The sequence below is a fragment of the Bradyrhizobium sp. 76 genome (genome assembly GCF_023073025.1).
GTDB lineage: Bacteria > Pseudomonadota > Alphaproteobacteria > Rhizobiales > Xanthobacteraceae > Bradyrhizobium.
This window is the reverse complement of the sequence record NZ_JADPIS010000059.1, coordinates 133,826-157,866: the sequence shown is the minus strand read 5'-3', so window position 1 is coordinate 157,866 and position 24,041 is coordinate 133,826. Positions and strand designations below refer to the sequence as shown.

The following is a 24,041-nucleotide window of genomic DNA, read 5'->3' as shown; positions in this document are numbered from 1 at the left end:
TGCCTTACTTGTACTCTCGCTCCGTCCACCACGGGAAATAATCCGGCATGTCGCTCGACACCTTGTTCTTGAACTGAGCCGGGCGCTTCTCCAGGAACGACACCACGCCTTCCTTCACATCGTCCGAGCGGCCGCGGGCGTAGATGCCACGGCTGTCAACCTTGTGGGCCTCCATCGGATCGTCGGCGCCCATCATGCGCCACATCATCTGGCGGATCAGTGCCACCGACACCGGTGCCGTCTTCGCCGCGAATTCCTTGGCGAGCGCGCGGGCGGTCGGCAGCAGATCATCGGGAGCTACGACCTTGCTGACGAGGCGTCCGGCGAGGGCTTCCTGCGCCGGGAAGACGCGGCCCGAATAGCACCATTCCAGCGCCTGCGAGATGCCGACGATGCGCGGCAGGAACCAGCTCGAGGCGGCCTCCGGCACGATGCCGCGCTGGGAGAACACGAAGCCGAAGCGCGCGGCGTCGGAGGCGATGCGGATGTCCATCGCGAGCTGCATGGTGACGCCGATGCCGACCGCGGGTCCGTTTACCGCGGCAATCACAGGCTTGAGGCATTTGAAGATGCGCAATGTCACCTGGCCGCCACCGTCGCGCACCTGGGAATCGCTGTAGTCGACCTTGCCATCGGCAAAGCGCTTCACTGGCCCGCGCCGGGCGTCGCGATCGAACGTATCCGCGCCCGACGAAAGGTCTGCGCCCGCGCAAAAGCCGCGACCGGCGCCTGTGACGATGATGGCGCGGACGTCGTCGTCCTTGTCGGCTGCGTCGAACGCGTCGATCAGCTCTCCTTGCATCTGCGCGTTGAAGGCGTTGAGCTTGTCGGGCCGGTTCAGCGTGATGGTGAGGATCTGCTCGGCGACATCGTATTTGATCATCTCATACGCCATGGTGGTTTCCTTCCCTGTCCTGAATTCTGTCTCTAAGAGACGTCATGCATGAACGCCAGCGTCCGTCTTGTGCGGACTGGGCGTTTGGTGGCCAGGCTCTACTTCGCCGGCGGGCTAGGCCAGGGCTTCTGTGGCCCGCGCAGGCTCTCAAAAGCCTTGGCCATGCCGAGCACGCCGATATCGTCGAAGCGGCGGCCGACGATCTGCACGCCGATGGGAAAACCCTTGGCGTCGAAGCCGCCGTTGATGGAGATCGCCGGGTTCTCCGACATATTCCACGGGACGGTATAGGCGATGTGCTCGAACGGCTTCATGGGATCGTTGGTCGGCGAGGCCCACTCCGCCGGATAGTTCACGTTCGGCGCGGTCGGCGAGATCACATAGTCGAGCTCGCAGAACAGCTTTGATGCCGCCGCGCGGATTGCCATGGTCTGGTTGAAACCACGGATGACGTCGACGCCCGAGAGCTTCGCGCCGGACTCGCCCCATTTGAAAATGTAGGGCAGCACCTTTGCCTGTTCGGCGGGCGTCAGCTTCGACAGATCATCCCACATCCGTGCGCGCCAAAAGTTGTCGAGGCCGTCGAGCATCTCGCGCGTGAGGATGCCGTCGACTTCGGTGACGACGGCCCCTGCGGATTCGAACGCTTTCGCCGCCTTCACAGCGACCTCGCGCACCGGTTTCTCCAGCGCCAGGCCAACGCCGGGATCGAGCATCAATCCGATGCGGAGTTTGCGCGGGGATTTCTCCAGCCCCTTCCAGTTGAGGGGCTCCGCGGGCAGGCTCGTGCCGTCGCGCCGGTCGGGTTTCGCGATCGCGCTCATCATCAGCGCGCAATCGTCGACGGTGCGGGTCATGGGACCGGCGACGCGGCCGACATAGGCGGGATCGATCGGCACGCGTCCAAAGCTCGGCTTCAGTCCGACGAGGCCGCACCAGCCCGCAGGCAGGCGGACCGAGCCGCCGATATCAGTCCCGAGATGCAGCGGGCCATAGCCGGCCGCGGCCGCGGCGCCCGCGCCGGCGCTGGAGCCGCCTGGATTTTTGGAGAGGTCCCAGGGATTACGCGCCAGCGCGTGGAAAGAGGACAGCCCCGAGGACAGCATGCCGTAGTCGGGCATGGTGGTCTTGGCGAAGATGATCGCACCGGCTTCGCGCAGGCGCGCCGCGGGTGGTGCGTCCTTCTCGGCCGGCACGAGCTTGACGCTGGCCGCGCCCAGCGGCACCGGCACGCCTTTGGTCGCGATGTTGTCCTTCACAGTCACCGGCAGGCCGTCGAGCGCTCCGGACGGCTCGCCCCCGGACCAGCGTGCGGTCGAGGCCTTCGCGGCCTCGCGCGCTCCGTCGGGATCGCATGCATAGAGCGCCTTGAGGTGCGGCTCCCACGCGGCGACGTGCGCGAGCACGTCTTCCAGCACCTCGCTCGGCGAGAACTGCTTGGCGCGATAGCCCGCGATCAGATCGACCGCGGAGAGATCGTGCAGCGAGGTGACTTCTTCTTCGACACCCTTTTTATGCATGGGCACCCACCGGCATCCGGGTCTCGATGATCCGGGCGAACATGCTGGCACCGATCGGCAGGATCTTGTCGTCGAGCACGAAGCCGGGATTGTGCACGGGCACCGAGCCGTCGTGGCCGACCCAGAAATAGGCGCCCGGAATGGTTTGCAGCATGTCGGCGAAATCCTCGCTACCCATCTTCGGCTGGGCACGGGTGATCACGTTGGCGGGGTCGACGATGGTGCGCGCGACGTCTTCGACCACCTTGGACTGCTCGACCTGGTTGACCAGCACATCGAACGTGTCGCGGATGTCGACGTCGATCACGCACTGATAGGCGCTCGCGATGCCAGCGCAGATCGTGCGAATGCGTTCGCTGATCAGGGTGCGGACTTCTTTCGAGAAAGTGCGGATGGTGCCGCAAAGATGCGCCTCGCCGGGGATGACGTTGTACGCGGAACCGGCGTGAATCTGCGTGATCGAAACGACTGCGGCCTGCAGCGGCTCGACGTTGCGGCTGACGATGGTCTGGATCGCCTGCGCCAGCGTGGTCGCGATGATCACAGCGTCCTTGGAGCGTTCGGGCATCGCGCCATGCGCGCCGTAGCCAGTGATGCGGAGATCGAAGAAGTCGGCGCTGGCCATCGCGGGGCCGGGCAGGATCGCGATCTCGCCATGGTTCAGGTCGGGCGCGTTGTGCAGGCCGTAGAGCTCGTCGCAGGGAAACTTCTCGAACAGCCCGTCCTTGATCATCGCGCGGGCGCCGCCGAGGCCTTCCTCTGCCGGCTGGAAGATCAGGTGCACTGTGCCGTCGAAGTTCTTGGTTTCGGCGAGGTAGCGCGCGGTGCCGAGCAGCATGGTGGTGTGGCCGTCATGGCCACAGCCGTGGAAGCGGCCCGGGATTTTCGAACTCCATTTCAGATTGGTGTTCTCCTCCATCGGCAGCGCGTCCATGTCGGCGCGAAGCCCGATCCGCTTGCCGCTCGAACCCTTGCCCTTGATGACGCCGATCACGCCGGTGCCGCCGAGACCGCGATGCACCTCGATGCCCCAGCTCTTCAGCTTGTCGGCAACGATGCCGGAGGTGCGCACTTCCTCGAAGCCGATTTCCGGATGGGCGTGGAGGTCGCGCCTGATGGCTGTGAGTTCGTCGGCATAGCCGTCGATGCGGTCGATCGTGGGCATGTGTTCTGTCCAGTTAGCGTGAGGAGGGAGTGAAAATCGGGCCGTTCGGCTTGATGCGGATGCCCGGCCGCAGGCGCGTCCACGGCAGCGTAGCCGTATCCGCGGGCATCGCGCCGGGGGCAGCGCAGATCATCAGCTTTTCCGCGATCGGCTCGAAGTCGGCGCGGAAGTGCACCGAGCTCTTGTTGACCAAAATCTTCTGTTCGGTTGGCTCGATGCCGACATAGCGGTACATGGCCTGGTCGGCGAGCTGCGCCTTGTGTGAGCTCACGACGATTCGGACGTCGCCGATGCGAAGGCAGGCGGACGGGCCCATCTCCATCTCGCGGCCGCCATAGTAGGGCCCGGGCGCGATGAAGCGGCCGTCGGAAAGTTTTTCGACGACGAAGGTCTCACGATAGGGCTCGTCGCCGGGAATGCCCGACTTGCCGCCGAGCGACAGCGTCACGGTGGCGCCGACGCCGGCTTCATGCGCGGCTTTCGCCGATGCCGGATCGTAGATCGCGCCCGTCGCAGCACTCGCCTTGTTGCGTACCAGCGCGCGTAGCATGCCGGTGGTGTCGGAATCGCCGCCGGCGCCGGGATTGTCCTGGGTGTCGGCGATGATGATCGGCTTGCTCGCGCTCTTGGAAAGCTCCATGGCGTGGCGGACGCCGTCGTCGGGCGACCAGATCTTGCCGTCGAAATCGTCCTCGTGGCTTTCGATCAGCTTCACGATCGCATCCGCCGCGCGGTCGGCATCGGCTTGGGTCTTGCCATAGGCGAACACGCTCGGCCCGCAATCACGGAAATCGGCGGCGGGGAAGCCGGGCGCGAAGGACAGCGTCGGAACCGCGTCGCTCTCCAGCGTGGCAAGCTTTTCGTAGATGCCCTTGGTCGGCTGGTCGTTGGTGCACTGCCAGCTGATCGGAATCAGGAACGGCAATTGCCGGAAGGCCTTTGCGAAACGCTGCTTTGTCTTCAGAAGCAATGCGAGGTGTCGCGCGGAGGCACGGCCGGTCTCGGCCATGTCGACATGGGGATAGGTGCGGTAGGCGATCAGCGCGTCCGCATGCTCCATCATCTCGGGCGTGACGTTGGCGTGCAGGTCGAGGCTCGCGACCAGCGGAATGTCCTTGCCGATGACGCGGCGCACGCGGGCCAGAATCTCGCCTTCGCCGTCGTCGAGATGTTCCGTGACCATCGCGCCGTGCAGATCGAGATAGACGGCGTCGATCGGGCCGGCGGCTGCGATGCCGTCGACCATCGTCTTGACGATACGCTCGAAGGCGTCCCTGGTGACATGCGCCGAGGGGCTGGCGCCGCAAGCGATGGTCGGGATGAGTTCCCAGCCGAGGGCCTCGGCGCTGTCGACGAAACCGGCGAGGCCGACATTGATGCGGCGCATCACCTTCAGCACGTCAGGTCCTTGCGTCATCGCCGGCCAGCCGCCGCCGTGCTGGAAGTCCGCGAACGTCGCCTTCGTCGGAGCGAAGGTGTTGGTCTCGTGCAGGAAGCCGCCGACGGCGATACGTGTCATCAACTCAAGTCCAGCAATTGAAAGTGCGCGACGTTAGCCCTGTGCTTGCGGCGAGAGCAAGCCGGGAAGCAATCGCGCCATGCATGGCGTCAAGCCGTTTTGGGAATGCTTGTCGCAACCGCCGTTATTGCGAACGCGGCGAAGCAATCCAGGTTGTCCCCGCGGAGGGATTCTGGATTGCTTCGCTGCGCTCGCAATGACGAGGAGAGAGACTAGGCGCCTGCCGCCACACCCTCCGACACCGGCCGGAAGTTCGCAAAATCCCAGCCGCGGCCCGGCGCTGCCTCGAGCAGAGCTCTGGTGTACGCCTCCTTCGGATGCGTCAGCACTTCAGCGGCCGGGCCCTGCTCGACGACGCGGCCGTGCTGCATCACCACGACCTCGTCGCAGATCTGCGCGGCGACGCGCAGATCGTGAGTGATGAACAGGATGGCGATGCCGAGCCGCTGCTGGATCTCGTCGAACAGTTCCAGCACCTGCGCCTGCACGGAGACGTCGAGGGCGGAGACCGCCTCGTCCGCGACCAGCACGTCGGGATCGAGCGCGAGCGCGCGGGCGATCGCAATGCGCTGACGCTGGCCGCCGGAGAACTGGTGCGGATAGCGCGCCACCGCATCGGCGGGCAGGCCGACCAGCTCGAGCAATTCGCGGGCACGCTTCATTGCGTCGGTATGCGACACGCCGTAATTGACCGGGCCTTCCGCAATGCTTTCGCCGATGGTGACGCGCGGATTGAGCGAGCGGTAGGGGTCCTGGAATACGATCTGGATCTTCTTGCGATGCGGCTGCAACAGCCGCCGCGAGATGTCCGAGATCTCGCGGCCGGAGAGGCGGACGCCGCCGGAGGTCGGGTCGATCAGGCGGACGATGCAGCGCGCCACGGTCGATTTGCCTGAGCCGCTCTCGCCGACGATGCCGAGCGTGCGGCCCTTGCGCAGCGTCAGCGTGACCTTGTCGGCGGCGACGACTTCGCGGCCTTTACCGAAGAACGCGCGCTCGCGATAGACCTTGCCGAGCTCGTTGGCCTCCAGCACCACCGGTTCCTTGGTCTCGGGCCGCGCTGCGCGCGGCACCAGGCTCGGCACTGCCGAGAGCAGGTTGCGGGTGTACTCCATGGTCGGATTGCGCAGGATGGAATCCAGCGTTCCGGTCTCGACCAGTCGGCCCTGCCGCATCACCGCGACGCGGTCGGCGATTTCGGCGACCACGCCCATGTCGTGGGTAATGAAGAGCACGGCGGTGCCGTGATCGCGCTGGAGGTCGCGGATCAGTGTCAAAATCTGCTTCTGCGTTGTGACGTCGAGCGCGGTGGTCGGCTCGTCGGCGATGAGAAGCTTCGGTTCGAGCACGAGCGCCATCGCGATCATGATGCGCTGGCGTTGACCGCCGGAGAGTCGGTGAGGGTAGGAGGCAAAGATACGCTCGACCTGGGGCAGGCGCACCTGCTCCATCATGTCGAGGATGCGCTTCTTGCGCGCCTTCGCATCGAGTTTGGTGTGCGCGCGGAGAACCTCGTCGATCTGGCGACCGACCGGCATCACCGGATTGAGTGCCGTCATCGGCTCCTGGAAGATCATCGCCATCCGCGTCGCGCGGAGCTGTCGCAGGCGGCGGTCGGTCGCGGTGAGAATCTCCTCGCCGACCAGCTTGACGCTGCCGCCGGTCGGAATCAGCGTGCCCTTCGGCAGCAGACCCATCGTGGTCAGCGAGGTCACGGACTTGCCCGAGCCGCTTTCGCCGACGAGGCACAGCGTCTCGCGCTCATGCACCTGGATCGAGATGCCCTCGATGATGTTTGCAGCATTCGGCTTCTTGCCGACGGAGACGACGAGGTTGTTGATGTCGAGGATCGGGCTGGTCATCACTTGATCGGTCATCATTTGCCTTCCCGCTGCTTCATGCGCGGATCGAGTGCGTCGCGGGCGGCGTCGCCGATCAAATTGATGCTGAGGATGGCGATCGAGAGCAGCAGGCCCGGCCAGAAGATCAGCGTCGGCTTGAGCTGGAAGTACTGACGGCCCTCGGCCATGATGTTGCCCCAGGTCGGCGTTTCCGGCGAGATGCCGGCGCCGAGGAAGGAGAGGATGGCCTCGGTGAGAATCGCGGAGGCGCAGACGTAACTGCCCTGCACGATCAGCGGTGCGATCGTGTTCGGCATCAAATGCCGCCACATGATCTTTGGCAGGGATGTGCCGACCGAGATCGCCGCTTCAACATAGGGCTCTTCGCGCGCCGATAGCACGACCGAGCGCACCAGGCGTGCCACGCGCGGAACTTCGGGGATCGTGATCGCGATCAGCACGGTCCAGAGGCTGGCGCCGGACAGCGACACCACGGCGATTGCCAGCAGGATGCTCGGCATTGCCATCAGGCCGTCCATGATCCGCATCATGACGGAATCGACCAGCTTGAAGAAGCCGGAGACGAGGCCGATCGCCAACCCAATGACGATCGACATGATCGCCGAGCCGATGCCGATCAGAAGCGAAATGCGTCCGCCATACATGACGCGCGACAGCAGGTCGCGGCCATAGGCGTCGGTGCCGAGCAGGAATTGCGCCGAAGAGGGCTTCAGCCGCTGTGAGGGCGCAAGCTGGATCGGATCATACGGCGCGATCAACGGCGCCAGGATTGAGATCAGCACAACCAACGCGAGGCAGATGGTCGCTGCCGCGATGATCGGCGTCGAGGTCAGGAATCCGAAGCGCGGCCGCAGCGGCGACGTGATCGGGATGGAGGACTGGGGAAGGGTATCGACAGACATTCTTATTGTTATCCTTAGCCCTAGTACCGGATCCGGGGATCGAGCACCGTGTAGGCGACGTCGATCAGGAGATTGACGACGACATAGATCAACGACGTCAGCAAGATCATCGCCTGGATCACCGGATAGTCGCGCGCCAGCACCGCATCCACCGTGAGGCGGCCGATGCCGGGGATGTTGAACACGCTTTCGGTGACGACGACCCCGGAGATCAAAAGCGCAAAGCCGGTCCCGATCACGGTGATCACGGGCACGGCGGCGTTGCGCAGCGCATGGCGCATCATCACGGCGACTTCGTTGATGCCTTTTGCGCGCGCGGTGCGGACGTAGTCCTCGCCGAGCACGTCGAGCATCGCCGCGCGCGTCATGCGCGCGATCAACGCGATGTAGATAAAGGACAGTGCGCAGGTGGGCAGGATGATGCGCTCGAAGAACGGCCCAAAACCGTTCGAGATGCTGCGGAAGCCCTGCACCGGCACCCAGCGCAGGTCGATCGCGAAGACCTCGATCAGGATGTAACCGACCACGAACACCGGCACCGAGAAGCCGAGCACGGACAGGCCCATCACGAAGCGGTCGATCCAGGTGCCGTGCTTCCAGGCCGCGATCACGCCCAGGGGAACAGCGACGATGACGGCAAGGATGATGGTCGACAGCGCAATCGAGATCGACGGCTCGACCCGCTGGCCGATCATCTTCATCACCGGAAGGTTGGAGATGAGTGAAGTTCCGAGATCGCCATGCAGCAGCTTGTTCAGCCAGGTGATAAACTGCACGATCAGCGGCTCGTTGAGGCCGAGCGAGGCGCGGATCCGCTCGAGCCGCTCCGGCGTGGCGTTGTCGCCGGCAAGAATCGCGGCGGGATCGCCCGGGGTGAGGCGGAGCAGGAGGAAGACGAACAGCGCCACCACGCCCATCACGGGCACGGCGGCGAGAATTCGGCGAAGGAGATATCCGAGCAAGTTGGATCCCGTCAGATTAGAGTCAAATCAGAGACAGCGGCTGGAGCCTGGGGTTCTGCCACCAGCCTAACATTTCAGCAATTCCCATGCCATCCGGGCCACCGTTTTTGCAGTGCGGTCAACTTGTTTCGGTGATCTGGCCCGGTTTTGGCGATGTGGCTCGCGCCGTTACTCCAGAGTCGCGAGCAGCCCCGCCATCAGCCGGCCGCGTTCGACCAGACTTTCAACCTCGATATACTCTTCGAGCGTGTGGCCGTTGCCGCCACGCACGCCCAGGCCGTCGAGAGTCGGGATGCCCAATGCGCCAGTGAAATTGCCGTCGGAGCCGCCGCCGGCGCTCGCATGCGGCAGTTCTGCGCCGAGCGACTTGGCGATCCCGCGCGCCTTTTCATACAGGGTCATGGTGCCGGCATCGGGCTCCCAGACCGGACGTGTCACGCCGCGCGTCACCTTGAAGGTGACGTCATTGGTTGTACCGGAGAGCGCCAGCATCCTCTCGACGCCGCGATCGAGGTCGGCCTGGCGCTTGGCCATCGAGAGCGCTTCGCCGGTGGCGGTCGTGGCAACGCAATTGACCCATTGACCCCCGTGCACGACTCCGACGGAGAACGTGCAGTCCTCGCCCGTCATCGCGTCGATGGCGAGGATTTGCCGCGCCATCTCGCGGATAGCAGAGCGGCCCGCCGACAAGGTCGCGCCGGCGTGGCTGGGCCGGCCGGTCGCCTCGAGATTGAAACGCGCGATGGCATAACGTCCGGTAGTGACGCCATTGTCAGCGCGGCCGGGCTCGGGCACCAGCACGTATTTGTTGCGCGCGGCTTCCGCCTCGATGATATCGCGCGTGGAGGGTGTGCCGACTTCCTCGTCGGGCGTGAACAGCACGGTGATCGGCAGCGGCGTCGTGAACGAGGCGCGGGCCAGTTGGCGGATCGCTTCCAGCGAAAGATAATTGCCGCCCTTCATGTCATAGATGCCGGGTCCGTAGCACTTGCTGCCCTCGCGCCGCCATTTCAGCTTCTCGATGGTGCCCGTGGGGTGGACCGTATCCATATGTCCGGCAATCAGGATGCCCGGCTCGCCTTGCTTCGGATGCGGAAAGCGTGCGCGGATCACGCCGCCAAAACCCTGGCGACCGGCGATGCGCTCGATCGTCGCACCCATGATCGCCATCTCCCGCGCTGCGATATCGAGCATGCGGTTCACGGCGCTCGCGTCCCAGGTCGGGCTTTCGCATTCCACCCAGCCGCGCAGGCCCTGGAGCATCGCTTCGGAATCGAAGGGAAGATTGGCTGGATTCATCTCAATGTCTCTCGAATGTCTCTTGGGCTTCGGAACATGGAACGCGCATTGCATCGGCGCGGGGCAGGACAGGCGGAGAGCGTTGTAGAGCCAAACCGATCGTTGTGGAGCCCGTGCGCGCGCCGCTTGGGCTTGCAGCGAAACCGGATTGACGCGCTCGGCACTGTCTGCAACTCTCGAAAAGATAAAGGCATTGCATGAGGTTAGTTCGCCTAAAGAACGAACCGGATGCTCAATCAATAACCTGCCTTTGAACAGTTTCACGTCAGGAGAACTTTTATGTTTAAGTTGATGCGCCGGGGGCCTCGCGCGTTCGCCACCAAACTTGCGCTGTCGGTCGTCGCGCTTTCGACGGCACTGGCCTCGCCGGTGCTTGCGGCCGGCAAGACCATCACGGCGGTGATGCACTCGGATCTGCGCATCATCGATCCGATCTTCACCACCGCCTACATCACGCGCGATCATGGCTACATGATCTACGACACGCTCTTGGCGCCCGATTCGAACTTCAAGATCCAGCCGCAGATGGCGGACTGGAAGATCTCCGACGACAAGCTCACCTACACGTTCACGCTGCGCGACGGCCTGAAGTGGCATGACGGTGCGCCGGTGACGGCGGAGGACTGCGTTGCCTCGCTCAAGCGCTGGGCCGCGGTCGACGGCATGGGCCAGAAACTGCTCGACTTCACCGCGAGCATCGAGGCGACCGATGCCAAGACCATCACGCTGAAGCTGAAGGAGCCCTACGGCCTCGTGCTCGACTCGATCGGCAAGCCGTCCTCCCGCGTTGCCTTCATGATGCCGAAGCGCCTCGCCGAGACGCCGCCGGACAAGCAGATCCCCGAGCAGATCGGCTCGGGTCCTTTTAAGTTCGTGCAATCGGAATTCCAGCCGGGCGTGAAGGCGGTCTACGTCAAGAACACCGATTACGTGCCGCGCAAGGAGCCTTCGAGCTGGACCTCCGGCGGCAAGGTGGTGAAGGTCGACCGAGTCGAGTGGATCACCATGCCGGACTCGCAGACCGCGGTGAACGCGTTGCAGTCGGGCGACATCGACTTCGTGGAAAATCTGCCTTACGACATGCTGCCGCTGCTGGAGGCGAACAAGGAGATCACGATCGAGGTCTCGAACACGTTCGGCTTCCAGACGCTCGGCCGGATGAACTTCCTTTATCCGCCGTTCGATAATGTCAAAGTGCGCCGTGCGGCCTTTCTGGCGATAAACCAGAAGGACGTTCTCGACGCGCTGGTCGGCAACGCCAAATATCAGAAGATCTGCGGCGCCTTCTTCGTGTGCGATACGCCATTCGCGACCGAGGTCGGTGGCGAGACCCTGGTGAAGGGCAACGGCATGGCAGAAGCCAAGAAGGCGCTCGCCGAGTCCGGCTATGACGGCACCCCGGTTGTGATCATGGCGCCGGGCGATGTCACGACGCTGAAGGCGCAGCCGATCGTTGCGGCTCAGTTGCTGCGCGAGGCGGGCTTCAAGGTCGACCTGCAAGCGACCGATTGGCAGACGGTGGTGAGCCGCCGCGCCAGCCAGAAGCCTCCGAAGGAGGGCGGCTGGAACATGTTCTTCACCAACTGGGTCGCGGCCGACGTCTCCAACCCGATCGCCAATCTCTCGATCGGCGGCCAGGGCAAGAAGGGCTGGTTCGGCTGGGCCGAGAACGCCAAGATCGAAAAGCTCAAGGACGACTTCGTTCGCGCCGCCTCGCTCGACGATCAGAAGAAGATCGCCGCTGACATCCAGAAGGAAGCCTATGAGCAGGTGATTTACATCCCGCTGGGGCAGTATCTCCTGCCGAGCGGCTGGCGTAAATCGCTGACCGGCGTGCTCGACGGTCCCGCGACCCCGCTGTTCTGGAACGTCGACAAGTCGGAGTAGGGCGAAGGCTCTTTCTTTCGTCCGAATCATCATGCGGCGCCGCTGTCATCAGCGGCGCCGTTGTCGTTTGTCGATCTTAGTCTTTTGTCGACCTTGCGCCGGCTGAGAAGGCGGACGTTTTCAATCTTTTCCAGTTTCCAATCATTGCTATTTGTTTCCGTACTGAACTAGATGTGCCGTTCTTGCGCATCACCTTCCTTCCTCCATTTGATTCTAGTGCCGATCGATTTTGCATTCCAGGCGATGGCCGAACGGTCCGATCGCGCGCCGGCGCGATGGCGCCGGCCATTCCTGCGTTGGCTCGATGGCGTCGAGACGGGCTGGGCCGTGCCGCTTCTCATCGCCTGCTTCGTCGCGATCTGGACACTCTATCTGGCGGTCGCCTATGCCGGCGGCGGTCTGCACCCCGATACGCTGGAGGCCTGGACGCTGGGGCGGCATTTCGCGTGGGGCTACCCCAAGCATCCGCCATTGACCGGCTGGGTTGCCGCGAGCTGGAGCGCCATCTTTCCGCTCAGCGAGTGGTCGCTGCAATTGATGGCGATGACCAATGCCGGGCTTGCGCTGGTCTTTGTCGACCGGATCGCGCGGCAATTCGTGACGGGGCACAAGCGCGTCCTGGTGCTGTTGCTCCTGATACTGACGCCGGCCTATCAATTCCATGCCCAGCGCTTCAATGCCAATGCGGTGCTGCTAGCCGTTTGGCCGCTGGCGACGTGGTGCTTCCTGCGCGCATTCGAGACCCGCTCGGCGTCGTGGGCGATCGCCGTGGGAGTCACGACGGCGCTGGCCATGGCCGGCAAATATTATTCGATCTTCCTTGTCGCGAGCTTCACGTTTGCCGCGCTGGCGCATCCGGCGCGACGCGCCTATTTCACGTCCGCCTCGCCCTGGATCTCGGTCGTCGTCGGGCTTGCGGCGCTGTCACCGCATGTTCATTGGCTCGCCACGACGGGGGCACCGACCTTTACCTACGCGCTGAACCATGCCAACGGCACTGCGGTGAGCTCGCTCGGTGAGGCCAGGAACTTCCTTCTGGGGCTGTTGGCGGCCATCAGTGTGTCAGCCGTCAGCTGGATGTTGATCGCTGGCACGCGGCTGAAGCAGTTTCCGGACGATTTCGCGGCGATGAATCCGGGCCTGCGGCTCCTCTTTTACGTTGCCGTCGGCACGATCGCGCTGCCGGTCCTGGTCTCGCTCGCGATAGGCACCGATCTGCCGTCGCTCTGGGCTTTGCAGGGATTGTTTCTGTTCGCCATTCTCGTGGTCTGCGGCACAAATCATCCGATCGAGCGCTTTTACACCGTCAACCTCACCTTGATCGTGGCCGGCGTTGCGCTCACGGCCGTCCTCGTCGCCGCGCCGATCCATGCCGTCTACCGCAACGATCACGGTTACGAGGAGGGGCGCAATTTCTATGCGGAGGCGGCCAGCGAATTGACACGCGAGTGGCGCGAACTGACAGGCGAGCCGCTCGCCGCCGTCAGCGGCGACGATGCGCTGGCCTTCGCGTTGGCCTTCTACAGCCCGGACCACCCGCACTACGTGCAGCCGTTCGTGGATCAATATCCCGGCGGTTTGCCGGGCAAGACGACGCTGGACCGCGGCTGGGCCGCGCTCTGCTTCCGCGATCAGGATGATTGCAGCCGGTGGATGGACGGGGTGGCCGGGCGTGCCGGGCACTTCGTCAAACGGGAATTTATGGTCCAGGCGCGGCTATGGGGCCGGCCCGGTCTCACGCGGGAAGTGGTTGTGCTGATGGTGCCGCCCCGTGGAAGCGGCGCGGCACCCGAGGGCGTCGCGGACGATTTCAGCGCCAGCAGGCGCGCAACGGAATAGACGTCTTGCTCAACAGTGGCTGTCGCGGACCCGCTCGAGCCCTTCACTCGCGAATGGCACGGTGAAGGCGGTCGTTTCGGCGTTCGACGGCGTGCGTTCCGTTTTCGCCCGCTCCGCGGCGTCGTGGTCTTTACGGTGTTTCGGTTCCATTGAAGCGCCTTTTCAAATTGTTGCAGTACAACATCGTGAGCGCCGCGAAGTTCCTCACCCGATGGCGCGCTGATGCGGCTTGAACAGCCGTCCCCTCTCCACCACCAGCACGATCGCGAGCGCGGCGAGTGACGACACGAAGAAGCCGACCGAGAACGGCAGCAGCGTGCCGTCGAAGCTTTGTCCGATCGCCATGCCGACGGCGATGCCGATCAGCGTGGTGATCGAGCCGTAGAGCGAGGACGCCGTGCCGGCGATGTGGCCCTGCGGCTCCATGGCAAGTGCGGTGAAATTGGCGACCATCATGCCGAACGAGAACATCATCAGCGCCGAGAGCACCATGAACAGGGGAAGCGGCAACGCGCCGAGGCTTTCCGTCAGCAGCATCACACCCGCCACGGCGGTGTAGAGCGTCAGCGCGCCGTGCGAGATCACGCGCATGCCGAGGGTTCCGACGAATCTTGCGTTGAGGAAGCCGGCAATGGCGGTACCGGCCGCGATCGCGGCGAAGGCGAGCGGAAAATAATGGCCGAGGTGATAGATGCCGACAAACACTTGCTGGGCCGAAAATACGTAAGCGAACAGCGCACCCATGACGCTGCCGGCGGCGAGCGCGTAGCCGAGAGTTTGGCGATGGGTCACGGTCTGCCAGTAGGCCGTGAGCACGTCGACCGGCGCGAGCGACCTGCGTTCGCTCTCAGGCAGGGTCTCCGGAAGCCGCAGCACCGACCATGCGAGCGCGAGCAGGCCATAGAGCATCAGCACGACGAAGATGCCGCGCCATTGCGTCACCAGCAGCACCGCCTGTCCGAACGAGGGGGCGATTACGGGGACGGCGATGAAGATCATCATCGCAAGCGACATCACGCTCGCCATGCGGCGGCCGACGTAACAGTCGCGCACGATCGAGGTTGCGATCACGCGCGTCGCCGAGGTGCCGAAGCCCTGCAGTGCGCGCGCCAGCAGCAGTGTCTCGAACGACGGCGCGGCAATCGCCAGCACGCTCGCCATCGCATAGACCGCCATCCCGCCGAGCAGCACCGGGCGGCGGCCGAAGCGATCCGACAGCGGTCCCATGACGAACTGGCCCGCGCCAAAGCCGATCAGGAAGATCGACAGCACCAGCTGAAGATGATTGGCGACGGGGATATTGAAGGCCGCCCCGATATTGGGCAGCGCCGGGAGCATCATGTCCATGGCAAGCGGATTCAGCGCCATGATCGACGCGATCACGATGACGAATTCGGGAAAACCCATGGGGCGGTGTCCCGAGGACACCCAATCGTCGGCATTGACGTCGGACAAGTAGCTCACCTCTGATTTGAGGCCCTTGTCTAACCCCGATGCTGCGTTGCACAAGCGATGATTCGAGATGGCTGGCAGGCGGTGCAGGAGCAGACAGGAATTGACGAGGTATCAGTGCTCGCGGTCGCGGCGCGCGGCGGGATCCTCCGCGCAGCTTTCGTGGTGCGGGCAGCCGGGGTCGAACCGGCACAGCGCTTGCGCGCCGAGGGATTTTAAGTCCCTTGCGTCTACCAATTCCGCCATGCCCGCTTGATCCAACGAGATCAATCACTTAAGTCCCTTGCCGGCGGTCTGGAATTGGCGTTTGCAGGCCGGAGGGGCGGTTCTTCCTTAGGCGAGCCGGCGGCACAAGGCAAAGCCTCAATCCGGACATCTGTTGTTGCTTTAGGCATTCTCAATCGACGGGGACTATTCATCCGACATGTCAGCTTTGATTCGATGTCTGCTTTGACCCAATATCGCCTGCGCACGTGCTGCGTGGCCGCCGCGCTGCTCGCGGCCGGCTTCGCGCAGTCCGGCTGCGCCGGCATGAGCGAGACGGTCGCTCCGGCGTTTGCCGATCCCGGCAAGTACGAATTGTACGATTGCAAGCAGCTCGAAGGCGAGCGCAAGTCGCTCGCTAGCCGCACCATGGAGTTGCAGAGGCTGATGGACAAGGCACAGACCGGCGCGGGCGGCGCCGTCGTGTCGGAGCTTGCCTATCGCAACGACTACGTCGCGGTCCGCGGGCGGGCGCAGATGGCCGAGGACGCTTGGCGCCGCAACAAGTGCCGGGAAACGCCGCCCGAAGAGAAGCCGGCCGCTGCGCCGGCGCCCGCGGCCAATCCTGGCCCGATCAAGCCTGGCCCGAAATCGACAAGAGCAGTGCGCTGAAACCAGCGCCTCGCATCAGGGGCGCCAGCCGTAAATCCAGTCCTGCCGTGCCAGCATGCGTTCCGGGCCGAGGGCGCGGACCGCAAGATCGCGCGCGTATGCGAGCGGCCCACCGAAATGGTAGATGCGGCCTTGCTGCCGCGCGGTCCGCTGCACCCGCCGCACGCGCGTCTGGCGCGTACGCCCGTATTGTCTCAGCGCAGCTGTGATGCCCGCGGTGCTCTCGGCGATCTCAAGGCTCAAATGCTGCGCGAGCACCGCGGCGTCCTCGATCGCCATGCCGGCGCCCTGCGCCGCAAACGGCAGCATCGCATGCACGGCGTCGCCGAGCAGCGCGACCGGGCCTTTGCTCCAGGGGCAGTCGTCGGGCACGTCGAACAGCGCCCATTTCCGCCAGCTATCGACCGTGGCGAGCATCATGCGCGCCGCGGGCGGCCAGCGTGGCGCGGCGAAGGCGTCCATCACCTCGAGGGGATCGCCGGGCGTGCTCCAGCCCGGTCTGTTCCAGGTGCCCGGCAGCACCGCGACCACGTTGATCTGGCGTCCGCCCGCGATCGGGTAGGCGACGAGATGGGCATTCGGGCCCATCCAGAGCTGGACCCGGCGCGCGGTGTAGTCCTTCGGCAGCTGCGTGGCATCGAGCGTGCCGCGCCAGGCAATCAGCCCGGAGAAGCGCGGCTGCACCTCGGGAAACAGATGCTGGCGCACCGTCGACCAGATGCCGTCCGCGCCGATCAGCGCACTCGCGAGATCGCTGCGCCGGATCGTGCCGCTGCGATGGACGACCGTCAGCCCCTTGGCGTGAGGCGCGACGTCTTCGAAGGTCGCGCCGAGTTTCAGATCGATATCGGGATGGTCGGAGACTGCGCCGGCGAGTGCGGATTGCAGGTCGGCGCGGTGCACCACCCAATACGGGGCGCCGGCGCGCGCGGCGGCGGCTTCTCCCAGCGGCATGCGCAAGAGTTCGCCGCCGGCCCGCGCACTCATGATCGAGACCGCCTCCGGGATCACGGCACGCAGCTTGAGGCGCTCGGTGAGGCCGAGCTCGACCAGCACGCGGCTGGCATTGGGAGAGAGTTGCAGACCGGCGCCGACTTCCTCGAGCCGCTCGGCCTTTTCCAGTACGACGATGCGGAAGCCGCGGGCCGCGAGCGCAAGCGCAGCCGTCAGTCCACCTATGCCGGCACCGGCGATGACAATTGTTCGGGAGAGCGCCACCCCTGACCGATGGAAGCGATCAGGCGACCTTGTCCTTCAGGACGCATTCCGGCGGACGGGCTTCGCCCGCCTTCAGGTCGGCGGCGAAACGGTACAGCGTCGAGCAGTAGGGGCAGATGATCTCGTTGTCGTTGCCGAGGTCGAGGAAGACGTGCGGATGATCGAACGGAGGGTTGGCGCCCACGCACATGAACTCTTGCGAGCCGATTTCGATGACGGGGACACCGGCATCGTTGTGGAAGTGCGGGACGACATGGTCGGACATCGTACTCATCCTGGAGTGGCAATGGCGGCAGACACAATCACGACTGACGCGGCATTATTAAGGCGCCGCGGACCATACTGGTGGGTGTGGATGATTGCTAGCCCAGCGGAACCGAAAGCCCCGCAATGCCCCATGCTCATTTGCTCATGCAAATTCGACACAATCTTGCGGCCTGAGAGAAGCCCTTCTTTCGTCGGGGACGTTGTGTCGCAATTTTGGCATACTATGTCTGTGGACGAGCGTAATTGCGACGAAAGACGAACCGTCAGGCGTCAACGATCTCAGGACCGTCCAGGCTCTCCGCATGAAATGGTTGCGAATCAGCACAGCGTTGACCGGTATCGTGGCGTGCGGCTTCATGCTCGCGCAGGTAGCACCCCATGCCCGCGAGGCCGGCGCGATTCTGGCCGCCCAGGACGATCCCGCCGCGCTCTCCGAGATCAAGCTCGACGCGCTGCTGCGGCACAACGACCGCCTGATTCAGGACAACATCGAGATCGCGCTCGCATCGGGCGATGCCGATCTTGCCGACAGTTTTGTCGCGTTGGCGCGCGACCGCAACATCGCGCTGCCTGACGACCTCCTGAGCCGTGTCGGCGATGCGGTCAAAGCCGAAAATTCCACCTCGCATTTCGCAAAACGGTTTGCCACCGGTCTCGTCACCGGCAACGCGGACGATGTTGCGAGCCTGTCGGGGACCGTGGCCGGCGATCTCTTTGTCATCGGCGACATCCGGGACGTCGTCCGGGAGGGCAAGCACCTCGCGATGGGCGAGGAGACCGATCGCCTGGTGCTGGGCCTCGCGGCCGCGGGTCTCGCGGTTACGGCCGTGACCTACGTCTCCGTCGGCGGTGCCGCGCCGGTTCGCGCGGGGCTGACGCTGGTGAAGGACGCGCGTAAGGTGGGCCGGCTCGGCGAGGGACTGGCGGCATGGGCCGGCCGGTCCGCGCGCGAGGTCGTCGATACGCCGATGCTCCAGAACGCGGTTGCCTCCGGCTCGGTGCTGCGGCCGGGCCAGACCTTGAGCGCGATCAAGGCCGCGTTCCGCGCGGAAAAGGCCGGCGCGCTGGTTCGGCTCGGCAAGGATGTCACGCGCGTCGTCGAGAAGACCGGCACGCGCGGCGCGATGGATAGCTTGCGCATCGCCGAAGGCCCCAAGGACGTCGCACGCGCGGCGCGGCTCGCGGAAGCGCAGGGCGGCAAGACGCGCGCGATCCTGAAGCTGCTCGGCCGCGGCGCGCTGCTGCTGATCGGCGGGGCGTTCAATCTCGCACTCTGGCTGTTCGGTGCGGCCTTGACGCTGTTCGGCCTGTTGTCCTCGATCAAGGCGACGACGGAGCGCCTGACCCAGGCCTGGTGCGATCGCAGACGGGCGCGGCGACTTCGCCAGGCCCGGATCGCCGCCGAAGCCGTTCTGGCAAGCGCTGCCGTCACGGCCTAAGATACCTCTTCCCCTCAAGATTGCGGAACTGATGATGCCGAGCTTTCACAACGGCGCCGTTGAAATTGCCTATCTCGACGAAGGCGAGGGCGATCCGATCATCCTGGTGCACGGCTTTGCCTCCAGCAAGAACGTGAACTGGGTCTATCCGACCTGGGTCTCGGAGCTGCGCAAGAACGGCCGCCGCGTCATTGCGCTCGACAATCGCGGCCATGGCGAAAGCGCCAAGCTCTACGAGCCCGCGCAGTACTCGATCCCGACCATGGCCGGCGACGTGCTGGCACTGATGGATCATCTCGCCATCCCGCAGGCCGATCTCATGGGCTATTCGATGGGCGGCCGGATGACGGCCTGGCTCTCCCTCAACGAGCCGCAGCGCCTGCGTTCGGCAATCCTCGGCGGCATCGGCATAGGAGGCCTGATCGAGGGCACCGGCCCCGGCGAGAACGTTGCGAAGGCGCTGGAAGCGCCCTCGCTCGACGACGTCTCCGATCCCGTCGGCCGCACGTTTCGTGCTTTTGCAGACCAGACCCGTTCCGACCGCAAGGCGCTGGCCGCCTGCCTGCGCGGCACGCGCGATCTCATGACGAAGGACGAAGCCGCGCGCATCGACGTGCCCGTGCTGATTGCGGTCGGCTCGACCGACGACGTCGCGGGTTCGGCCAGCGCACTCGGCGCCATCATCCCGGGTTCGGAAGTGCTCGACATTCCGAACCGCGATCACATGCGGGCGGTCGGCGACAAGGTCTACAAGACCGGCGTGCTCGATTTCCTGTCACGCCGCGGCTGAGGTTTCGTCCGCGGCCTCGTCGCCGAACGAGCGAAACAGCGCCATCAACACCACGAAGGTGGCAACCCACACGATTCGCGCGCCATAGCGGTCGTGTGGTCCGGAAATCACGCCGCAGATGAAGGCGTTGCCGAGCAGCGCCAGCACGACGGTTGCGGCCAGCAGCCTCAGATCGTCGAGCCGGCGCCTCCTGAGCGCGTGGCCGAGCAGCGCGACCAGCCCCAGCATCGAGGCGAGCGCGACGGGCACATGCAGCCAGTTGACGTAGTCGAAGTCGAGAGCCCAATTCTGCTGGCGCGCCGCGCGCATCGGCGCGGCCTGTGAGGGGATATAGCGTTCGATGATGCCGCGGGTGTGCGGGATCCAGCCATTGGTACCTTCGCCGGTCGCTACATGCAGCAATTGCTGGCCCATGGCGCGCAAGGCCGCGCCGGCCTGCCACGCCGGATAGTCGGCGAGCGAACCCACGACGATGGTGCCCATCTCGTCGTTCATGCCTTCGAAGCGGCCGAGCGTGTTGAACATGCTCTTGCCCCACAGGAATTCGTCGGCGGTCGCCGGCAATTGGTCGCGATAGGGGCAGAGTTTGAGTTTTTCGCGAGGGCAATGGTCATTGAGATAGCGCGCGACAATGCCGTCCTGCATCATGCGGCCGAAGGCGACGCCGGTGCCGCCGGGCGTCCATGTCCATTTGCCCGACAGCGCGTGGTTCGCCGACACCAGCATCAGGCCGCCGGTGATGATGGTGAGGCTCGCCTGAGCCAATCCCGCGATCGGAAGCCGGGGCCCCAGCAACGGCCGCGTCATCCAGCCCGCGACGCAGAGCCCGAGCAGCACGCCGAGCGTGGCGCTGTGGGTCGCGGCGGCAAAGGCGGTGAAGACGAACAGCGAGATTTTTTCGAGCGCCGAGGTCCGCGGCCCACCGATGACCAGCAGGAATAGCGACAGCACCGACAGGCCTGCAAAAATATCGGTGAGCAACATGCTCGCAAGCCAGGGCAGCGCGGTCGACAGGATCAGGAGCAGGCTGATCGCGGCGAAGCGGAACGTTTGCATCATCGAGAGCACGCGCAAGGTGAGCTGCAACAGCCACAGCGTCGCCAGCGACTGGACCGCGAGGTTGATCCAGAAACCAGAACTCTCGCCGTAGTGCAGATAGATGCCGAACACGGTGGAGCGGCTCGGGACGAGATAGCCCTCGTACCAGCGCGCCAGATAGCCTCCGGTATCCCATTGCAACAGCGGATAGCCGTTCCAGAACGCCGGCGCGATCATCAGCAGCGGCAGGGCGATCGCAGCCAGCCGCAGCCAGAGTGAGCCCGCGGCGCCCGCGCGCGCATGATCGGTGGTGATGGTCAAATCCGCTCCGTCCTCACTCGGACCATGCCCGCAATCACGGTTGAGGCGGAATTCACCAATAGTTTGACGCCGCCCGGCTTGAATTTGGCGAAACCCTGACCATTTTGAGCCGACCTTGCCGCCGGGGGCGTCGGAAGAAACTGTTGTGATTCAACGCGTTGGCATGGCCTCGCTGGGCAACGCACTGTTCACTCTCAGGCAAGCCCGTCAGGACTTTGTCGCCTAGACTGTGTTATAGAACCAGTGAAACGAGCCAATTCGAAAGAGCAGATCTCATGGCAGTGCATCAGGTCAATCCGGGAGGAAAGCTCGCAACGCTCGATCCGATCTGGGATCGGATCCGCGGCGAAGCGGAGGACATCGTCCATCGCGAGCCGGAGCTTGCGACCTTCATCTATTCGACGGTGCTGCATCACAGTCGCCTGGAAGATGCGGTGATCCATCGCGTCGCCGATCGGCTCGATCACTCCGCGCTGTCGGGCGATCTCGTGCGCCAGACCTATGACGAGGCGCTGCGCGACGATCCCGATCTCGGCAACGCGTTCCGCGCCGATCTCGTCGCCGTCTACGACCGTGACCCCGCGACCTCGCGCTTCATCGACCCGTTGCTCTATTTCAAGGGCTTCCACGCCATTCAGACCCACCGCCTCGCGCATTGGCTCTATCTGAAGGGCCGCAAGGATTTTGCGTATTATCTGCAGAGCCGGGCGTCTGCGGTATTCCAGACCGACATCAACCCCGCCGCGCGCATCGGCCGCGGCATCTTCCTCGATCACGCCACCGGTTTCGTCTGCGGTGAGACGGCACTTATCGAGGACGACGTCTCGATCCTGCATGGCGTCACGCTCGGCGGCACCGGCAAGGAGAACGAGGACCGCCATCCGAAGATCCGCCACGGCGTCCTGATCGGGGCCGGCGCGAAGATCCTCGGCAATATCGAGATCGGCCATTGCGCGCGCATCGCGGCGGGCTCGGTCGTGGTCAAACCCGTGCCGCACAACGTCACGGTCGCAGGCGTGCCCGCCAAGGTCGTCGGCGAAGCCGGCTGCGCCGAGCCGTCGCGCACCATGGATCAGATGATCAACGCCATGGGACTTTGAGATGGGACTTTGAGAGGGGACGTCGAGCTTGTCGGAAGGGGCGGATTTTCCGCCCCCTTCGCCCCAAAATTCTTTGGCAATTCATGCTGGCGGTTGGTCGCGTCTCGTCCTAAAACCCGCGCCAACCCAGATTTCGATTGGAGACTTGCCGTGGACGTGAAGGAAGTTAGGAAGCTCGACGCGTACCTGAAGCGCGTATTCGGCAATTCCAAGATCCGCGTCGTGCCGCGGCCGAAGAAGGATGATTCCGCCGAGGTCTATATCGGCGAGGAATTCATCGGTGTGCTCTTCGTCGATGATGAGGACGACGATCGCTCGTTCCAGTTCCAGATGGCGATCCTCGAGGACGATCTCGTCGATCAGGAGTGATGCGACCCGATTGGTGAGACGGAACTTCTCGCCCTCACCATTTAGTGTCTGACGCGGCGGTGCGATCGGCCGACGCTTTTCCCACATTCCGTCCATGCGAACAGTGCTGATCTCCGGGGCGGGGATTGCCGGGCCTACGCTCGCGTATTGGCTGCGTGCCGGAGGCTACGAGCCGACGCTGGTTGAACGCGCGCCCGCGCTTCGTCATGGCGGCTACGTGATCGATTTCTGGGGACTGGGCTACGACATCGCCGAACGGATGGGGCTGTTGCCGGCGATCGAAAGCGCCGGCTACCGCGTCAGGGAAATGCGGATCGTCGACGGTCGCGGCCGGCGAGTCGCCGGATTTGGTACGAACGTCCTCGACGATCTCACAGGCGGGCGTTACGTCACTCTGGCACGAAGCGATCTGTCGCGCCTGCTGTACGGTACGGTCCGCGATGGTGTTGAAACGATCTTCGATGAGGAGATCGTTGGCCTGGAGCAGCAGCCTGAAGGGGTCGACGTCCAGTTGCGGCGGGGCGGGAGCCGACGTTTCGATCTCGTCGTCGGGGCTGACGGCCTGCATTCGCAGGTGCGCCGCCTTGCGTTCGGCTCGATCGGGACGTTCGAAAGAAATCTCGGCTATGGCGTCGCGGCATTCGAGACCCGCGGCTATCGCCATCGCGACGAGAATGTGTACCTGATGCACAACCGGCCGGGGCGTATGGTTGGCCGTTTCGCGCTGCGCGATGATCGCACCTTGTTCCTCTTCGTGTTTCGCGGTGATGCAGGCGAGCCTGCCGCACAGAAGGCACAGCTGCGTGATCTCTATCGCGACGCCCGCTGGGAATGCCCAGACATTCTGAACGAACTCGAGCGCACCGATGATTTGTATTGCGACCGGGTCAGCCAGATCAGGATGGACGGCTGGTCGCGGGGCCGGGTCGTGCTGATTGGAGACGCTGCGTTCTGCGTCTCGCTCGTCGCCGGGCAGGGCTCGGCTCTGGCCATGATCTCTGCCTATGTGCTTGCGGGAGAGCTCGTACGCGCCGACGGGCGCCACGAGGAAGCATTCAGCGCCTATGAGACCCGCCTTCGCAGCTATATCGGCGCCAAGCAGCGCGGAGCGGAGCGCTTCGCCGCGGCATTTGCGCCGCGGACGTCATGGGGATTGTGGTTTCGCAATCAGGTCGTGAAGGCGTTCTCGTTGCCGGGCGCGGCGAAATTCGCCATCGGCGGAGACCTTGCCGACAAGCTGGATCTGCCGACTTATCGCTGGAGCGATCGCAAGGTGATCGGCGTTTGAATGGGCCGGGGCTTTGAATTTTTTCGAAAAGAC

At 64.4% G+C, this 24,041-nt stretch carries 20 protein-coding genes and 1 tRNA gene; 8 read left to right on the top strand and 13 right to left on the bottom strand.

The window, feature by feature from the left end; genetic code table 11:
* Nucleotides 1–4: 4 nt before the first annotated feature.
* The 8 genes from IVB48_RS13105 to IVB48_RS13070 form a co-directional block, all read right to left on the bottom strand.
* Nucleotides 5–895, bottom strand: coding sequence for a crotonase/enoyl-CoA hydratase family protein (locus IVB48_RS13105; protein WP_247400299.1), 891 nt, complete (start codon nucleotides 893–895; stop codon nucleotides 5–7).
* 98 nt (nucleotides 896–993) lie between these two features.
* Nucleotides 994–2,415 (bottom strand): amidase, encoded by a 1,422-nt coding sequence (locus IVB48_RS13100; protein WP_247400298.1) that lies wholly within the window; start codon nucleotides 2,413–2,415, stop codon nucleotides 994–996.
* Nucleotides 2,408–3,580: a M20 aminoacylase family protein gene (locus IVB48_RS13095; RefSeq protein ID WP_027567765.1), complete on the bottom strand. Its 1,173-nt coding sequence runs from the start codon at nucleotides 3,578–3,580 to the stop codon at nucleotides 2,408–2,410. The genes IVB48_RS13100 and IVB48_RS13095 overlap by 8 nt, the downstream gene beginning before the upstream one ends.
* Before the next feature lie 13 nt (nucleotides 3,581–3,593).
* Nucleotides 3,594–5,099, bottom strand: coding sequence for a M81 family metallopeptidase (locus tag IVB48_RS13090; RefSeq protein WP_247400297.1), 1,506 nt, complete (start codon nucleotides 5,097–5,099; stop codon nucleotides 3,594–3,596).
* Between the two features lie 212 nt (nucleotides 5,100–5,311).
* The gene (locus IVB48_RS13085) at nucleotides 5,312–6,961 is read right to left on the bottom strand and encodes an ABC transporter ATP-binding protein (RefSeq protein WP_247400532.1); all 1,650 of its coding nucleotides are present in this window, start codon (nucleotides 6,959–6,961) and stop codon (nucleotides 5,312–5,314) included.
* Between the two features lie 14 nt (nucleotides 6,962–6,975).
* A complete protein-coding gene (locus IVB48_RS13080) occupies nucleotides 6,976–7,863 on the bottom strand; it encodes an ABC transporter permease (protein WP_007611875.1) in 888 nt (295 codons plus the stop codon).
* Between the two features lie 20 nt (nucleotides 7,864–7,883).
* Nucleotides 7,884–8,825 (bottom strand): ABC transporter permease, encoded by a 942-nt coding sequence (locus tag IVB48_RS13075; RefSeq protein ID WP_247400296.1) that lies wholly within the window; start codon nucleotides 8,823–8,825, stop codon nucleotides 7,884–7,886.
* Nucleotides 8,826–8,993: 168 nt separating this feature from the next.
* Nucleotides 8,994–10,124: a M20/M25/M40 family metallo-hydrolase gene (locus IVB48_RS13070; RefSeq protein ID WP_247400295.1), complete on the bottom strand. Its 1,131-nt coding sequence runs from the start codon at nucleotides 10,122–10,124 to the stop codon at nucleotides 8,994–8,996.
* A 279-nt stretch (nucleotides 10,125–10,403) separates the two neighbouring features.
* Here IVB48_RS13070 and IVB48_RS13065 point away from each other — a divergent pair, with 279 nt between their 5' ends.
* Together IVB48_RS13065 and IVB48_RS13060 are read left to right on the top strand one after the other, a co-directional pair.
* Nucleotides 10,404–12,011 carry an ABC transporter substrate-binding protein gene (locus IVB48_RS13065; RefSeq protein WP_247400294.1) on the top strand — a complete coding sequence of 536 codons (1,608 nt, stop codon included), beginning with the start codon at nucleotides 10,404–10,406 and terminating at the stop codon, nucleotides 12,009–12,011.
* A 243-nt stretch (nucleotides 12,012–12,254) separates the two neighbouring features.
* The gene (locus IVB48_RS13060) at nucleotides 12,255–13,850 is read left to right on the top strand and encodes a glycosyltransferase family 39 protein (RefSeq protein ID WP_346658987.1); all 1,596 of its coding nucleotides are present in this window, start codon (nucleotides 12,255–12,257) and stop codon (nucleotides 13,848–13,850) included.
* Nucleotides 13,851–14,054: 204 nt separating this feature from the next.
* Here IVB48_RS13060 and IVB48_RS13055 read toward each other — a convergent pair whose 3' ends face one another.
* Both IVB48_RS13055 and IVB48_RS13050 read right to left on the bottom strand, forming a co-directional pair.
* Nucleotides 14,055–15,305, bottom strand: coding sequence for a multidrug effflux MFS transporter (locus IVB48_RS13055; RefSeq protein WP_247400292.1), 1,251 nt, complete (start codon nucleotides 15,303–15,305; stop codon nucleotides 14,055–14,057).
* Between the two features lie 160 nt (nucleotides 15,306–15,465).
* Nucleotides 15,466–15,554, bottom strand: a tRNA-Leu gene (locus IVB48_RS13050).
* Nucleotides 15,555–15,743: 189 nt separating this feature from the next.
* Here IVB48_RS13050 and IVB48_RS13045 point away from each other — a divergent pair.
* Nucleotides 15,744–16,178 carry a hypothetical protein gene (locus tag IVB48_RS13045; protein ID WP_027567772.1) on the top strand — a complete coding sequence of 145 codons (435 nt, stop codon included), beginning with the start codon at nucleotides 15,744–15,746 and terminating at the stop codon, nucleotides 16,176–16,178.
* A gap of 15 nt (nucleotides 16,179–16,193) precedes the next feature.
* Here IVB48_RS13045 and IVB48_RS13040 read toward each other — a convergent pair whose 3' ends face one another.
* Both IVB48_RS13040 and IVB48_RS13035 read right to left on the bottom strand, forming a co-directional pair.
* Nucleotides 16,194–17,396 carry an FAD-dependent monooxygenase gene (locus IVB48_RS13040; RefSeq protein WP_247362255.1) on the bottom strand — a complete coding sequence of 401 codons (1,203 nt, stop codon included), beginning with the start codon at nucleotides 17,394–17,396 and terminating at the stop codon, nucleotides 16,194–16,196.
* Between the two features lie 19 nt (nucleotides 17,397–17,415).
* Nucleotides 17,416–17,661 (bottom strand): zinc-finger domain-containing protein, encoded by a 246-nt coding sequence (locus IVB48_RS13035; RefSeq protein ID WP_007602543.1) that lies wholly within the window; start codon nucleotides 17,659–17,661, stop codon nucleotides 17,416–17,418.
* Between the two features lie 304 nt (nucleotides 17,662–17,965).
* On the opposite strand from IVB48_RS13035, the gene IVB48_RS13030 reads away from it, so the two are divergent.
* Nucleotides 17,966–19,102, top strand: a complete 1,137-nt coding sequence (locus IVB48_RS13030) for a hypothetical protein (RefSeq protein WP_247287164.1) — start codon at nucleotides 17,966–17,968, stop codon at nucleotides 19,100–19,102.
* A gap of 34 nt (nucleotides 19,103–19,136) precedes the next feature.
* The gene (locus IVB48_RS13025) at nucleotides 19,137–19,892 is read left to right on the top strand and encodes an alpha/beta hydrolase (protein WP_007611849.1); all 756 of its coding nucleotides are present in this window, start codon (nucleotides 19,137–19,139) and stop codon (nucleotides 19,890–19,892) included.
* Here IVB48_RS13025 and IVB48_RS13020 read toward each other — a convergent pair.
* Nucleotides 19,878–21,251 carry a hypothetical protein gene (locus tag IVB48_RS13020; RefSeq protein WP_247400291.1) on the bottom strand — a complete coding sequence of 458 codons (1,374 nt, stop codon included), beginning with the start codon at nucleotides 21,249–21,251 and terminating at the stop codon, nucleotides 19,878–19,880. The genes IVB48_RS13025 and IVB48_RS13020 overlap by 15 nt on opposite strands.
* A gap of 275 nt (nucleotides 21,252–21,526) precedes the next feature.
* Between IVB48_RS13020 and cysE the strand changes: the two genes are divergently transcribed.
* From cysE to IVB48_RS13005, 3 genes are all read left to right on the top strand, one after another.
* The gene (gene cysE, locus IVB48_RS13015) at nucleotides 21,527–22,351 is read left to right on the top strand and encodes a serine O-acetyltransferase (RefSeq protein ID WP_007602549.1); all 825 of its coding nucleotides are present in this window, start codon (nucleotides 21,527–21,529) and stop codon (nucleotides 22,349–22,351) included.
* 150 nt (nucleotides 22,352–22,501) lie between these two features.
* Nucleotides 22,502–22,720, top strand: coding sequence for a DUF3126 family protein (locus tag IVB48_RS13010; protein ID WP_027567779.1), 219 nt, complete (start codon nucleotides 22,502–22,504; stop codon nucleotides 22,718–22,720).
* Between the two features lie 94 nt (nucleotides 22,721–22,814).
* Entirely contained in the window at nucleotides 22,815–24,008 is a 1,194-nt protein-coding gene (locus IVB48_RS13005) for an FAD-binding domain (RefSeq protein WP_247400290.1), read from the top strand.
* The last annotated feature ends 33 nt before the right edge of the window (nucleotides 24,009–24,041 follow it).